Below are 13404 nucleotides of genomic sequence, written 5' to 3' on the forward strand. Positions count from 1 at the left end.
AAACGGACCCGGCCGCCACCCTGGCGCACGTCAGGAGTAAGGTCACCCTTAGTTCAGTCCGTTTTCTCGCCATGCGGGTGCCTCGTCGGCGGCCGTAACCTGTTGAGGCCGTCGACGTCCCCTACGGAGGGCCCGTGCCCAGTCCCTACCGCGCGATCTTCGCCGCCCCAGGCACGAAGGGGTTCAGCGCAGCCGGGTTCATCGGCCGCATGCCGATATCCATGGTGGGCGTCGGCATCCTGACCATGATCTCGGAGATCACCGGCCGCTACGGGCTGGCGAGCGCGCTCACCGGAGCCCTCGCCCTCTCCGCCGCGGCGGTCGGCCCCCAGATCTCCAAGCTCGTCGACCGCCACGGACAGCGGCGGGTGCTGCGCCCCGCGACCCTGTTCGCCGTCGCGTCGGTGGCCGGACTGCTGATCGCCGCGGCGAACGGCTGGCCGGACTGGACGCTGTACGTCTTCTCCGTCCTCGCGGGATGCGTGCCGAGCGTAGGCTCGATGGTCCGCGCCCGGTGGACGGCGATCTACCGGGACACCCCGAGCCTGCACACCGCGTACTCCTTCGAATCCGTGGTCGACGAGGTCTGCTTCATCTTCGGGCCGATCGTCGCGATATCCCTGTCCACGACCTGGTTCCCGGAAGCCGGGCCGCTGGTGGCCGCCGCGTGCCTGCTCGTGGGCGTCTGGTGGCTGACGGCGCAGCGCGCCACGGAACCGGAGCCGCACCCGCACGACGGGCACGGGGAGCGGACCTCGGCGCTGCGCTCCCCCGGTCTCCAGGTGCTCGTGGCCACGTTCGTGGCGACCGGGGCGATCTTCGGCTCGATCGACGTGGCCACGCTCGCCTTTGCCGACGAGCGCGGCCACAAACCACTCGCGAGTGTGATCCTCGCCGTGTGGGCCCTCGGGTCCTGCCTCGCCGGGATCGTCTTCGGCCTCCTGCGCCTCAAAGGAACGGCCGAACGCCGATGGGTGCTGGGCGTATGTGCGATGGCCGTGAGTATGATCCCCCTCCTACTGGCCGGGAACCTGCCGTTTCTGGCCGTGGCGCTCTTCGTCTCGGGCCTCGCCATCGCTCCCACGATGATCACCACGATGGCCCTGATCGAGGCGCACGTACCGCGCGCGAAGCTGACCGAGGGCATGACCTGGATCAGCACCGGCCTCGCGGTCGGTGTCGCGGTCGGCTCCTCCGTGGCCGGCCTGGTCATCGACGCGGCCGGCGCCAAGAGCGGCTACGTCGTCGCCATATCGGCGGGAGCGACCGCGGCGGCGGTGGCGTTCGCGGGTTACCGCCGGCTGACGAGGCCGGCGCAAGGGGAGGAGCCAGCTACCGATGGGGACGGCGACAGCAGGACAGAACGGGCGGGCAGGAGCGGCGGGGAAGCCGGCCGCGTGGCGTAACTGGGCGGGGAACGTCAGCGCGACGCCCGCCCGGGTGGTGACCCCGGCCTCGGTCGGGGAGCTGCGGGAGGCGGTCCGCCGGGCCGCCGCGGACGGGCTGCGGGTGAAGGCGGTCGGCACCGGCCACTCCTTCACCGCGGCCGCCGCGACCGACGGGGTGCTCATCCGCCCCCAGGCGCTGCGGGGCATCACGGCGGTCGACCGGACCGCCGGGACCGTCACCGTGGCGGCGGGAACGGTGCTCAAGGACCTGAACGTGGCCCTCGCCCGGGAGGGCCTGTCGCTCACCAACATGGGCGACATCATGGAACAGACGGTCGCGGGCGCCACCAGCACCGGCACCCACGGCACCGGCCGCGACTCGGCCTCCATCGCCGCGCAGATCCGCGCCCTGGAACTGGTCACCGCGGACGGCAGGCTGCTGACGTGCTCCGAGAAGGAGAACCCCGAGGTCTTCGCGGCGGCACGGCTCGGCATCGGGGCGCTCGGCATCGTCACCTCGGTGACCTTCGCCGTCGAGCCGCTCTTCTTCCTGACCGCCCGTGAGGAGCCGATGGGCTTCGACCGGGTGACGGCCGAGTTCGACGAGCACGTCGCGGAGAACGAGCACTTCGAGTTCTACTGGTTCCCGCACACCGGCAACTGCAACACCAAGCGGAACAACCGCAGCCAGGGCCCGGCCGCCCCGCCCGGACCGGTCAGCGCCTGGGTCGAGGACGAGCTGCTGTCCAACGGCCTCTTCCAGGCGGTCAACTCGCTCGGCCGCGCCGTTCCGGCGGCCATCCCCTCCATCGCCCGCGTCGCGAGCCGCGCCCTGTCGGCGCGGACCTACACCGACATCCCGTACAAGGTGTTCACCAGTCCGCGCCGGGTGCGTTTCGTGGAGATGGAGTACGCCCTCCCGCGCGAGCACGTCGTCGGGGCCCTGAGGGAGCTCAAGGCGTTGGTCGACCGATCCGACCTGCGGATCAGCTTCCCCGTGGAGGTGCGGACGGCTCCGGCGGACGACATCACCCTGTCGACGGCCTCGGGGCGCGAGACGGCGTACATCGCGGTGCACATGTACAAGGGCACGCCGTACCAGGCCTACTTCACCGCGGCCGAGCGGATCTTCACCGCGCACGAGGGGCGGCCGCACTGGGGCAAGGTGCACACCCGGGACGCCGAGTACTTCGCCCGGGTCTACCCGCGCTTCGGCGAGTTCACCGCCCTTCGCGACCGGCTCGACCCGGACCGGCTGTTCGGCAACGACTACCTGAGGCGGGTCCTGGGCGCCTGACGGCGGTTCAGGAGGGACTCGCCGTCGGTGGCGGTGGCGGTGGCGGGCTGGGCGTCGAGGACGGCGTCGGGGTGGGGCTGGGCTTCGGCGGGGGCGTCGGGTCCGGCTCCGAGGGGCTCGGGGTCGGGGTCGGCGCGTGGTCCGCGGAGCGCGAGGGGGCCGGGTCGGGCTCCGGGCTCCGGCCGCCGGAGCGCCCGGGGTCCGGGGAGGTCCCGCCGCCCTTGCCGTCCTCGCGCCCGGGGCGCTGCCCGTGGTCGGCGGCCTTGCGGGTGCCGCCGGACAGGAGGGTGCCGCCGCCGTCGCTGATCGAGGTGCCGGCAGCGGCCTCGTAGACGCCGAGCCCGCCGATGGCGATGGCGAAGGCGGCCCCCGATGCCACCGCCGTGCGCTTCCAGCCCCGTACGCGGGTGCCGTGGACGGTGGCCTCGCCGAACTCACCCTCGGCCGGGGGCTGTGGCGTGCCGACCTGCGGCCGGGCGCTGCCCGCGGCGCCGCGCAGCCGGTCGCCGGTACTGCGGAACAGGTGCTGGATGACGGGCCCGCCGGCGGCGGCGACCACGCTCACGACCCCGGCGCCCAGGATGGTCCCGTACACGCCCAGCTTCGAGGCGAGCAGTGCCGCCGCGACGGTGGCGAGGGAGGAGCCGGCGATCTGAGCGACGCTCAGGTCGAGCTTCTTCTTCTCCGGTGCGGTTCCGTCCTGTGCCATCCCGTGTATGCCCTGCCTCTCGCGCCTCTCCTCTTCCGGTAGTTACAGACACCCGGACGAAAGGGATAGTTCCGCTTCTGTGGATTCTGTGAAGCAAGACACCCGAAAACGGACCGCGCCGCAGGTCGGCCGCACAGGGCCCCCGCTTCAGGGCAGGCCAACTCCCGCCGACCGGGACAACTTCGGCGGCGCGGCGGTCCACCCAGGTGGCCCGAATGGAGTACTGTGGCGAGCCCTGGGGCCGTCCTTCCTTTCGGATGTCCGGGCCCGGGAGAGGGGGCCGACGATGGAGAAACGGCACTCAAGACCGGCGGTGCCGCGGTGTCGCACGGGTTCCTGATGCGCAGAGTAATCGTTCGGTCACTGTGCGTGCCCAACAGGTAACCGTGCCATAACGGCGATCAAGGGCGCATGCCCGACACGCCGGTTTAACTCGGCAAGGTTGTGGCAGGCTGCACCCGGGCAGGCCACACTCGACTAGCGGAAGCAGCGACGCACGTGACGTCGGCAGGCACCACCCGGGAGGTCCCCATGCCCGAACTGCGTGTCGTGGCCGTCTCCAATGACGGAACACGACTGGTGCTCAAAGCTGCCGACAGCACGGAGTACACGCTTCCGATCGACGAGCGTCTACGGGCTGCCGTGCGCAACGACCGTGCGCGCCTGAACCAGATCGAGATCGAGGTGGAGAGCCACCTCCGCCCCCGTGACATCCAGGCCCGCATACGGGCCGGTGCCTCCGCTGAGGAGGTCGCCCAGCTCGCCGGCATCCCCGTCGACCGCGTGCGCCGCTTCGAGGGCCCGGTCCTCGCGGAGCGCGCGTTCATGGCCGAGCGGGCCCGCAAGACACCGGTGCGCCGCCCCGGTGAGAACACCGGGCCACAGCTCGGCGAGGCGGTGCAGGAGCGGCTGACGCTGCGCGGGGCGGACAAGGAGTCCGTGCAGTGGGACTCGTGGCGCCGGGACGACGGCACCTGGGAAGTCCTGCTGGTCTACCGCGTCGCGGGCGAACCGCACTCCGCCAGCTGGTCGTACGACCCGCCGCGCCGGCTGGTCGTGGCCGTGGACGACGAAGCCCGGTCCTTGATCGGCGAGTCCGACGACCTGCCGGCGACACCGGAGCCGAGTTTCCCGTTCGTACCCAGGATCGCGCGGCTGCCGCGCGACCGGCCGCTGGACCGCGCGCTCGACCGCCAACTGGAGCGGGGCGCCGCGCCGGCGCCGGAGCCCGAGGAGGAACGGGACACGCTGACCAGCCTGCTGGAGGCGGTCCCGAGCTTCCGGGGCGACATGGTGGTCCCCGAACGCCCCGACGACCCGGCGGAGGAACCGGAGGCGGAGGAGCCCCCGGCCGCCTCGGCGGGCGCCGGTACCGCGTACGCCGACGTCCTGATGCCGCGCACGGTCGCGGGCCACCGCGAACGCCTCACCGGCACCACGGACCGCCAGGCGGAAGCCGACGGCGTCCGCCCGGGCCGCCGCGCGGCGGTCCCGAGCTGGGACGAGATCGTCTTCGGCACCCGCCGCAAGAAACAGGAGTAACGGGGCCCGGCGGCCCGGTACGCCGGCCCGACGACCGCCCGGCGCGGCGGTGCAGGCGCGTGCCTTCCGGGCCGCCCGGCGGCGCGGTGCAGGCGCGTGCGCTTCCGACCCACCCCGGCCGCCCTGGCGCGGCGGTGCAGGCGCGTGCGCTTCCGACCCACCCCGGCCGCCCCGGCGCGGCCGGGCCGCCTGGTGCAGCGGCCCGCACCCCGCTCCGTTCAGCCGGCGGAGGCACCGGTCGCGGCCGGGCGCTCCGGGTCCGAGGACCAGTCCGACCAACTGCCCGCGTACAGGGCCGACGGAATCCCCGCCAGCTCCAGCGCGAGCACCTCATGCGCCCCGGAGACCCCCGACCCGCAGTACACCCCGACGGCCGCCCCCGCCCCGGCGCCCAACGCCCCGAACCGCACCCGCAGGGCCTCCGGGGCGAGGAAACGCCCGTCCAGCCCCACGTTCTGCGTGGTCGGCGCCGACACCGCCCCCGGCACGTGGCCCGCGACCCGGTCGATCGGCTCGACCTCACCCCGGTACCGCTCCCCCGCCCGCGCGTCCAGCAGGACCCCGGCCCGGGCCAGTGCCGCCGCCCCGTCCGCGTCCAGTACCTCCATCGCGCCCGGGTTTGGCTTGAAATCACCCTCACTCGGAGACGGTTCCTCGGTCGTCAGTTCCCCTCCCGCCGCAGTCCAGGCGGGCAGGCCTCCGTCGAGGACCCGAACCCGCTCGTGGCCCGTCCAGCGCAGCAGCCACCAGGCCCGGGCCGCGGCCCAGCCCAGTCCCCCGTCGTAGACGACCACCGGCCCGCCCACCGAGACGCCGGCCCGCCGCATCACGGCCCCGAAGTCCTCCGGGTCGGGCAGCGGATGGCGGCCGCCCAGCCCCGTCTCGCTGACCGGACCGGCCAGTTCGCGGTCGAGGTCGACGTACACCGCGCCCGGCAGGTGTCCCGCCCCGTACGCGGGCCGCTGGTCCGGGCCGCCCAGCTGCCAGCGGACGTCCAGGAGCACGGGCGGCGTGGTTCCGGCCAGCTCGTCCATCAGTTCGGAGGCCGAGATAATCGCAGTCATGGGCCCATCTTCCTCCCCACGGCCCGACCTCACGTAACAAGCCGGACATCAACGCGCCTCGGCACACCGCAACGCGCCGCACCGATTCGGTCATCTCTCGTCCGCCCGCCATCCGTCCGGCCCGGTCGAGCCGCGCCGGAGCGCGCGAAGTGGAAGCATCAGGCGCGACACCGGGACCGGGTTACGACTGAGGAGACGGCTGACATGAGCGAGGCAGCGGAAACAACCAGGCGCCCGCCCGGCGCACCCTGCTGGGTGAGTCTGATGGTCCACGGCCTCGGCACCACCGAGGACTTCTACGCCGACCTGTTCGGCTGGGAGTACGTCCCCGGCCCCGTCCCCTTCGGCCCCTACGTCCGCGCCCTCCTCGACGGCCAGGAGGTGGCGGGCATCGGCGAGATGCCGCCGGACCGGCACCTGCCGGTCGCCTGGACCACGTACTTCGCCACCGACGACGCCGACTGCACGGCGGAATCGATCCGCGCGTGCGGGGGCACGGTGGCGGTCGGCCCGCTGGACGCGGGCAACGCCGGCCGGCTGGCCATCTGCTCCGACCCGCTGGGAGCGATCTTCGGGATCTGGCAGGCCGGCGCCCACCTCGGCAAACTGCACGGCCGCCCGGGGACCCCGGTCTGGAACGAGCTGCTGACCCAGGACACCTCGACCGTCGGCAAGTTCTACGAGCACGTCTTCGGCCACGAGGCCCGGGAACACCCCGACGCCTCAACCGACTTCGACTACCTCGTCCTGCACCTCCAGGGCCGTCCGGTCGCCGCCGTCCACGGAGTGGGCCGCGCCCTGCCGCACGACCGGGGCTCGCACTGGATGACGTACTTCGAGGTGACGGACCCGGACGCGGCCGCCGCCCGGGTCACGCAACTGGGCGGGCGCGTCATCCAGCCGCCGCGCGACCGGCTCAGCGGCCGGGTGGCGACGGTCGCGGACCCGGAGGGCGCGGTGTTCACCCTCGTACGGTCCTGGCCGCAGACCTCCTAGAGCGTAAAGCCGCCCCCGCCCCCGAAGGCCGCAGCTTCTCCGGGTTGCGCCCTCGAACGGGCGCAGGACGGCGCCCACCACGTCGCCGACGACGAGGAAGGCCGTGGTCACCGACTCGTCCTGGACGATCCGGTCGGCGACTCGGGCAGCCCCGCGCCGGGATTCCTCCTGGCCCGGCGCCGGGGTCCGGGAGGCTCAGCGGCCGAGCGCGAGGCGCAGGGTGATCCCGTAGCGCGTCCGGAGCCGGCGCAGTTCCCACACCGACAGGGCGGTCACCGAGGCGGGCGGCCCGATGAGGAAGAGGATCCGTACGGGCAACGGCGCGAGCACCGGCACGTCGTCGAACAGCTGCAGCACGAACATCGCCCACACCAGCACCGGCGTGATCAGCGGTGGCAGCACCTCGTGGACATCGCCGGTGCGGAAGGCGTGGTGGACGCAGAGCACGGCCGAGGCCATGCCGAACGGCAGCAGGAACAGCGCCAGCAGCCCGGCTCCGAAGCCCAGCAGGCTCATCGAGCCGGCCGTCCCCCGGGTCACGGCGAGCCACAGCAGCAGCGCCGTACCGAAGAGGGTGCCCAGGGCGGTCAACGGCCCGCGCAGGCGCTGCCGGTAGAACGCGGGGCCCGGCGGCCTGGCGCTCGCCACGAAGACGGCCAGCGCGATGGGGCCCAGGACGAGCAACAGGGCCGCGCTGACGACTACTTCACCGACCTTGTCGTTGAGGATCGACCCGGCCGATTCGCGCAGCGGATAGGCGAAGAGCAGCCAGCAGGTGGCCACGACGCCGATCGCGGTCCGGGCGATCTGGGCCCGCTCCATCGACTCGTCGACGATCCGGTCCGGCCGCCCGGGCCGGTAGATCCGTCCCGCCAGCACGAACGGAAGCAGCAGGAAGGTGACACACCCGTTCCTGTCCCGGTTGCGCGGCCCCGTCCCCGGTCTGTCCGTGTGGATGCTCAACTGTCCGTCCCCCATGACGATGATGATCACCGCATGATAGGACGAGGCGTCGGCTCAGGCGTGGTTGACCGGGAGGACGTCCGGGGAGAGGGCGCCGGCGTGGGCCGCAGCGGAGGTCATGCGACGGCGGTGGTGGCGGCGGCACAGGACCTCGTAGCCGATCTCCTCCGCCGGACGGTTCACGTCGCCGACCACGACCTGGGCGCCCTCGACCACCATCTCGCCGCCCACCGTACGGGCGTTGTGGGTGGCGCGGGCTCCGCACCAGCACAGGGCTTCCACCTGGAGCTGCTCTATCCGGTCGGCGAGTTCGATCAGCCGCTGGGAGCCGGGGAAGAGCTTGGTGCGGAAGTCGGTGGTGATGCCGAACGCGAAGACGTCCATGTCGAGGTCGTCGACGATGCGGGCCAGCTGGTCGATCTGGTCGGGGGCCAGGAACTGGGCCTCGTCCACGATCACGTAGTCCGCCTTGCCGCCCTTGGAGAGCTGGTCCACGAGGTACGCGTACAGGTCCATGCCCTCCCCCGCCTCGACCGCCTCCGTGACGAGCCCGAGGCGCGAGGACAGCTTGCCCTGGCCCGCACGGTCGTCCCGCGTGAAGATCACGCCCACCAGGCCGCGCGCCGAGCGGTTGTGGGTGATTTGCAGAGCCAGGGTGCTCTTTCCGCAGTCCATCGTTCCGGAGAAGAACACCAGCTCGGGCATGGGAAGTACGGGACCTTTCGGGTCGTGGTCTGTCGGGGCGAGGGGCGGGGCGGGGTCAGGTGCGGACTTCGAGGAGGGGGACCAGCTGCTCCGCCGCCGTCATCGAGCCGTGCATGCCGGCGAGCGCGGACTCGTTCGGCTCGTTGCGGCTCGCGGTGATCGCGACATCGGCGTGGGCCGCTGCGATCACGTCGCCGATCCGGCCGAGCACCCGCTCGTCGCACTCTCCCGGAGGGCCGAACCAGCCCAGCTCCAGCGCCTCTTCGCGGCTCGCGACCCAGAAGCGGTCGCCGAGCACCTCGCGCCAGACGGTCAGTACGTCGGCTTCGGCGCCCGGTACCGCGTACACGTGCCGCGCCCGGCCTTCGCCGCCGAGGAGGGCCACGCCGGCGCCCAGCTCCCAGTCGTCGTCGAAGTCGATCCGGGAGTCCTCGTCGAAGGGAATGTCCACCATGCCGTGGTCGGAGGTCACGTACAGCGCGGTGCGCGGCGGGAGTTGTTCGACCAGGCGCTGCACCAGCCGGTCGACGTACATGAGTTGGCCGCGCCAGGCGTCGGAGTCCACGCCGTGCCGGTGGCCCGCGCCGTCGAGTTCGCTGTAGTACGTGTACACGAGCGAGCGCTCACCGGCCGCGAGTTGGATCGCCGCGAGGTCCATCCGCTCCTCGCCGGTCATCCGGCCGTGGAAGGTGCCGCCGCTCAGTGCGATCTTCGTCAGCGGGGTGGACTGGAACGCGGGCGCGGACACCTGCGCGGTGTGCACCCCGGCGGCGTCGGCGAGCTGGAAGACGGTCGGGTACGGCTGCCAGGCCTTGGGCTGGGTCCACGGCTGCCAGCGGAGCTGGTTCATCAGCTCGCCGGAGGAGGGGTTGCGTACGGCGTAGCCGGGCAGGCCGTGCCGGGACGGCGGCAGGCCGGTGCCGACGGAAGCCAGCGAGGTGGCGGTGGTCGCCGGGAACCCGGCGGTGATCGGAAGGCCGGTGCCGCCGCGCGAGCCGGCGAGGAGTGAGGCCAGGTAGGGGGCTTCCTTCGGGTGGGCCTTGATCTGCTCCCAGCCCATGCCATCGACCAGGAACACGCAGTTCCGGTCGGCCGGGGTCAGCTCGGCGATCCCGGCGGTCAGGCCGGGGACGCCCTGGCCGGCCGCGAGGGTCGGCAGGAGGTCGGCGAGGGAGCCGGTGCCGTACTGCGGTACCGGAGCGCCGGCGACGTCCAGCAGCTCCGGCTCGTCCCAGTTCGGCGGTGCGGAGTAGGACATCAGCGGGCGGCGGCGGCCGTGGCCGCGGTCGCCTCGGACAGCGCCTGGGCGAAGACGAGGGTCTGGCGGACCGTCTCCGGGCCGTCACCCGCCTCGCTGACGCGCAGGCTGAGGTCGTCGGCGGTGGAGTTGCCGGTGTAGCCGTGGTCGGAGTCGCAGTTCGGCTCGCCGCAGGCGGCGGGCTCCAGGTCGATGCGCGAGACGGCGCCCCAGCCGATGGTCAGCACGACCTCGCGGGGCAGGGTGCCGGGGGTGTAGGACTCCGGGTTCGCGACGACGCGGCTGAGCACCACCGAGGAGATGCTGCTCAGCTTGACCGATTCGGTGGAGGTGGTCGCGTACGGGGACGGGGACCCGGCGTCGGCCGCCTGCTCGTCGGTGTGGCTCACGATGAAGCGGTTGTGGGTGAGCACGAGGACGGTGACGTGGCGGCGCACTTCGTTGGAGTCGAAGGTCGTCTCCTGGTGCACCAGGTACGACGAGATCGGCTCGCCGCCCACCGCGGCCTCCACGGCCTCGGCCACGAGGGTCGGGTAGTAGCCGCTGCGCTCGATCGCCGCGCGCAGCCCCTGGGTCGTCGTACCGGATTTCGCCATGAGGTCCATCCTAAGGCCCGTCCGGGGGACCTGGACCGCGCCGGCACCGGTCCTGCTCCGACGGCGGGGCTAGTAGCTGGGCAGCGTGCGCGGTCCGAGGTCGGTGCGGGCGGGGGGACGGGCCACGCGGATGGTGGCGCTCAGCACCGAGAGCCCCTCGGTGGCGACGACGACGGGCTCCAGCGACACACCGACGACCTCCGGGTGGTCGTCGACCAGCCGGGACACCCGCAGCAGGAGCTCTTCGAGTGCCGGGGTGTCGACGGGGTCGCTGCCGCGCCAGCCGAAGAGGAGGGGCGCGGCGCGGATGGAGCGGATCAGGCCGGCGACGTCACGGTCGGTGGCCGGGACGAGCCGGTGGGCGGTGTCGCCGAGCAGTTCGGAGGCGACGCCGGCGAGCCCGAAGGAGAGGACGGCTCCGGCGGCGGGGTCGATGACGGAGCGCACGACGGTGTCGACGCCGCGGGGCACCATCGCCTGGACCACCGGGAGCAGCTCCTGGGGCTTGCCGAGCAGTTCGGTGAGTTCCTCGTAGCCGCGGCGCAGCTCGGCCTCGCCGGTGAGGTCGAGGCGGACACCGCCGAGGTCTGCGCGGTGGCGCAGGTGGGGGGCGGTGGTCTTGAGGGCGACGGGGTAGCCCAGCACCCGGGCGGCCCGGGCCGCGGCGTCGGCGCTGGGCGCGGGGAGGGTGGCGTGGAGGCGGATCCCGTAGCGGGCGAGGAGGGTGCGGGCGTCGGCCTCGGAGAGGGTCAGGACGGCGTCGTGGGACGCGCCGGCGAGGACGGAGGCCAGCTGGGCGGCGGCCCCGGCCTCGTCGATGTCCTCGAACTCGGGCACCTGGCCGGAGTCCGCGGCGGCCTGGCGCCACTCGGCGTGGCGCACGGCCTCGGCGATGGCCTTGACGGCCCGCTCGGCGGCGGGATAGGCGGGGATCCCCCCTTGCGCCCCGGCGGCGGCGAGCGGCGGGGCACTCGTCGGCAGTGGCGCGGCCGGCGTGTGAGGCGAAGGGGCCGCCGGGTGGGCGCGGCCCGGTGAGAGGGCGTCGGCCAGGGCGCCCAGTTCCACGTGGACCACCGCCACCGGCTTGCCCGGAACCGCCGCCACCGCCTCCCGCAGCGCACCGGCCAGATCGCCGGCCAGCTCCTGCTCGCGCACCCACGGGATCGCCGTCACCACCACCGCGTCATTGTCCGGCGAGGCCAGCGCCCCGGCCAGGGCCGCCCGGAAGTCCTCCGGCGAGGCGGCCGTCGTCAGGTCCAGCGGCGCCAGTGGCCGCAGCCCCTCCGTCAGGCAGGCGTCGTACGTGAGCACTCCCAGCGACTCGGAGTTGCCGAGGATCGCCACCCTCGGCCCGGCCGGCAGCGGCTGCCCGGCCAGCAGCAGGCCGACGTCGACCAGCTCCGTGACCGTGTCGACCCGGATGACGCCCGCCTGACGCAGCAGTGCCGACACCGTCGCGTCGGGCAGCCGGGTCCCGGGGACGACGTGCCCGGCCGGGGTGTGCCGGCCGCCCCGGGCCACGACCACCGGCTTGACGGCGGCCGTCCTGCGGGCGAGGCGGGTGAACTTGCGCGGGTTGCCGAGGGTTTCGAGGTACATCAGCGCCACGTCGGTGGCTTCGTCGTCGTACCAGTACTGGAGGATGTCGTTGCCCGAGACGTCCGCACGGTTGCCCGCCGAGACGAACGAGGACAGCCCGGCGCCCCGCCGCAGCAGCCCGGACAGCAGGGCGATGCCGATCGCCCCGGACTGGGTGAACAGGCCGATCCGGCCCCGTTCGGTGGCCGGGGCCGGGGCCAGCGAGGCGTTGAGTTCGATGTCCGGCGCGGTGTTGATCACGCCGAACGCGTTGGGCCCGATCAGCCGCATCCCGTAGGACCGCACCTGCCGCAGCAGGTCGCGCTGGCGCTCCTGTCCGGCCGGCCCGCTCTCCCCGTATCCGGCCGACAGCACCACCAGCCCCTGTACGCCGTGTTCCCCGCACGCCGCGACCGCCTCCGGCACCCGCTGCGCCGGGACGGCGATCACGGCGAGGTCGACCGGGGCTCCGATGCCGGCGAGGGAGCGGTAGGCCCGCACCCCGTCCAGCAGGTCGGCGCGGGCCGCCTCGTTGACCGCGTAGAGGTGCCCGCGGAAGCCGGCGTCCCGCAGGTTGCGCAGCACCGCCGCGCCGACGCCCGCGCCGGAGCGGCTGACTCCGATCACGGCCACCGAGCCGGGCGCCAGCAGCCGCTGCACGGAACGGGCTTCGGCGCGCTGTTCGCGGGCGCGCTGCACGGCGAGCGACTCCGCGGTGGGTTCCAGGTCCAGGGTGAGGTGGACGGAACCGTCTTCGAAACTGCGCTTCTGCTGGTAGCCGGCGTCCGTGAACACCTTGATCATCTTGTTGTTGGCGGGCAGCACTTCGGCGGCGAACCGCCTGATTCCCCGCTCTCGGGCCACCGCGCCGATGTGTTCGAGGAGCGCGGAGGCCACTCCGCGGCCTTGGTGGGCGTCCTGGACGAGGAAGGCCACCTCGGCCTCGTCGGCGGGGGCGGACGCGGGCCGGCCGTCGGGGCCGATCCGGTCGTAGCGGACGGTGGCGATGAACTCTCCGCCGATGGTCGCGGCGAGGCCGACGCGGTCCACGTAGTCGTGGTGCGTGAAGCGGCGGACGTCGCGGTCGGAGAGCCGGGGGTACGGCGCGAAGAAGCGGTAGTACTTCGACTCGTCGGAGACCTGTTCGTAGAAGCTGACCAGCCGTCCCGCGTCATCGGTGGTGATGGGCCGGATCCGGGCGGTGCCGCCGTCGCGCAGGACGACGTCCGCTTCCCAGTGGGCCGGGTACGAGAGGTCCGACGCGGTGGTCATGGGCACACCCTAAGGGGCGCATCGCCCCCGTGGCGC

Annotated in this window: 11 protein-coding genes; 4 read left to right on the forward strand and 7 right to left on the reverse strand. The window is 73.2% G+C overall.

All coding sequences use genetic code 11. The annotated features are described in order from the left end of the window. Positions 1-134: 134 nt before the first annotated feature. Both IE207_RS23035 and IE207_RS23040 read left to right on the forward strand, forming a co-directional pair. Entirely contained in the window at positions 135-1406 is a 1272-nt protein-coding gene (locus IE207_RS23035) for an MFS transporter (protein ID WP_190186177.1), read from the forward strand. Continuing rightward, positions 1339-2685 (forward strand): D-arabinono-1,4-lactone oxidase, encoded by a 1347-nt coding sequence (locus IE207_RS23040; RefSeq protein WP_190186178.1) that lies wholly within the window; start codon positions 1339-1341, stop codon positions 2683-2685. Before IE207_RS23035 ends, IE207_RS23040 begins: the two co-directional genes overlap by 68 nt. Before the next feature lie 7 nt (positions 2686-2692). Here the strand turns inward: IE207_RS23040 and IE207_RS23045 are convergent, their stop codons facing one another. Continuing rightward, the gene (locus IE207_RS23045; RefSeq protein WP_190186179.1) at positions 2693-3394 is read right to left on the reverse strand and encodes a hypothetical protein; all 702 of its coding nucleotides are present in this window, start codon (positions 3392-3394) and stop codon (positions 2693-2695) included. Positions 3395-3925: 531 nt separating this feature from the next. On the opposite strand from IE207_RS23045, the gene sepH reads away from it, so the two are divergent. Further along, positions 3926-4936, forward strand: a complete 1011-nt coding sequence (gene sepH / locus IE207_RS23050) for a septation protein SepH (RefSeq protein ID WP_190186180.1) — start codon at positions 3926-3928, stop codon at positions 4934-4936. Positions 4937-5154: 218 nt separating this feature from the next. Here the strand turns inward: sepH and IE207_RS23055 are convergent, their stop codons facing one another. Further along, positions 5155-6000: a sulfurtransferase gene (locus IE207_RS23055; protein WP_190186181.1), complete on the reverse strand. Its 846-nt coding sequence runs from the start codon at positions 5998-6000 to the stop codon at positions 5155-5157. A gap of 204 nt (positions 6001-6204) precedes the next feature. On the opposite strand from IE207_RS23055, the gene IE207_RS23060 reads away from it, so the two are divergent. Further along, the gene (locus IE207_RS23060) at positions 6205-6996 is read left to right on the forward strand and encodes a VOC family protein (protein ID WP_190186182.1); all 792 of its coding nucleotides are present in this window, start codon (positions 6205-6207) and stop codon (positions 6994-6996) included. 195 nt (positions 6997-7191) lie between these two features. Here the strand turns inward: IE207_RS23060 and IE207_RS23065 are convergent, their stop codons facing one another. The 5 genes from IE207_RS23065 to IE207_RS23085 form a co-directional block, all read right to left on the reverse strand. Further along, entirely contained in the window at positions 7192-7989 is a 798-nt protein-coding gene (locus IE207_RS23065; protein WP_190186183.1) for a hypothetical protein, read from the reverse strand. Positions 7990-8013: 24 nt separating this feature from the next. After that, entirely contained in the window at positions 8014-8664 is a 651-nt protein-coding gene (locus tag IE207_RS23070; protein WP_190186184.1) for a thymidine kinase, read from the reverse strand. A gap of 55 nt (positions 8665-8719) precedes the next feature. Further along, on the reverse strand, positions 8720-9922 hold the full coding sequence (locus IE207_RS23075; protein ID WP_190186185.1) for an alkaline phosphatase family protein: 1203 nt from the start codon (positions 9920-9922) through the stop codon (positions 8720-8722). Further along, entirely contained in the window at positions 9922-10518 is a 597-nt protein-coding gene (locus IE207_RS23080; protein ID WP_190186186.1) for a DUF5998 family protein, read from the reverse strand. Before IE207_RS23080 ends, IE207_RS23075 begins: the two co-directional genes overlap by 1 nt. Before the next feature lie 69 nt (positions 10519-10587). Then, entirely contained in the window at positions 10588-13368 is a 2781-nt protein-coding gene (locus tag IE207_RS23085; protein WP_190186187.1) for a bifunctional acetate--CoA ligase family protein/GNAT family N-acetyltransferase, read from the reverse strand. Positions 13369-13404 lie beyond the last annotated feature (36 nt).

This window comes from Streptomyces cirratus (assembly GCF_014650775.1).
In the GTDB taxonomy this organism is placed as follows: domain Bacteria; phylum Actinomycetota; class Actinomycetes; order Streptomycetales; family Streptomycetaceae; genus Streptomyces; species Streptomyces cirratus.

Coding starts and splice junctions, on each gene's coding strand:
- IE207_RS23040 (WP_190186178.1), top strand. CDS start 1,339: ATGGGGACGGCGACAGCAGGACAGAACGGGCGGGCAGGAGCGGCGGGG.
- IE207_RS23045 (WP_190186179.1), bottom strand. CDS start 3,394: ATGGCACAGGACGGAACCGCACCGGAGAAGAAGAAGCTCGACCTGAGC.
- sepH (WP_190186180.1), top strand. CDS start 3,926: ATGCCCGAACTGCGTGTCGTGGCCGTCTCCAATGACGGAACACGACTG.
- IE207_RS23055 (WP_190186181.1), bottom strand. CDS start 6,000: ATGACTGCGATTATCTCGGCCTCCGAACTGATGGACGAGCTGGCCGGA.
- IE207_RS23060 (WP_190186182.1), top strand. CDS start 6,205: ATGAGCGAGGCAGCGGAAACAACCAGGCGCCCGCCCGGCGCACCCTGC.
- IE207_RS23070 (WP_190186184.1), bottom strand. CDS start 8,664: ATGCCCGAGCTGGTGTTCTTCTCCGGAACGATGGACTGCGGAAAGAGC.
- IE207_RS23075 (WP_190186185.1), bottom strand. CDS start 9,922: ATGTCCTACTCCGCACCGCCGAACTGGGACGAGCCGGAGCTGCTGGAC.
- IE207_RS23080 (WP_190186186.1), bottom strand. CDS start 10,518: ATGGCGAAATCCGGTACGACGACCCAGGGGCTGCGCGCGGCGATCGAG.
- IE207_RS23085 (WP_190186187.1), bottom strand. CDS start 13,368: ATGACCACCGCGTCGGACCTCTCGTACCCGGCCCACTGGGAAGCGGAC.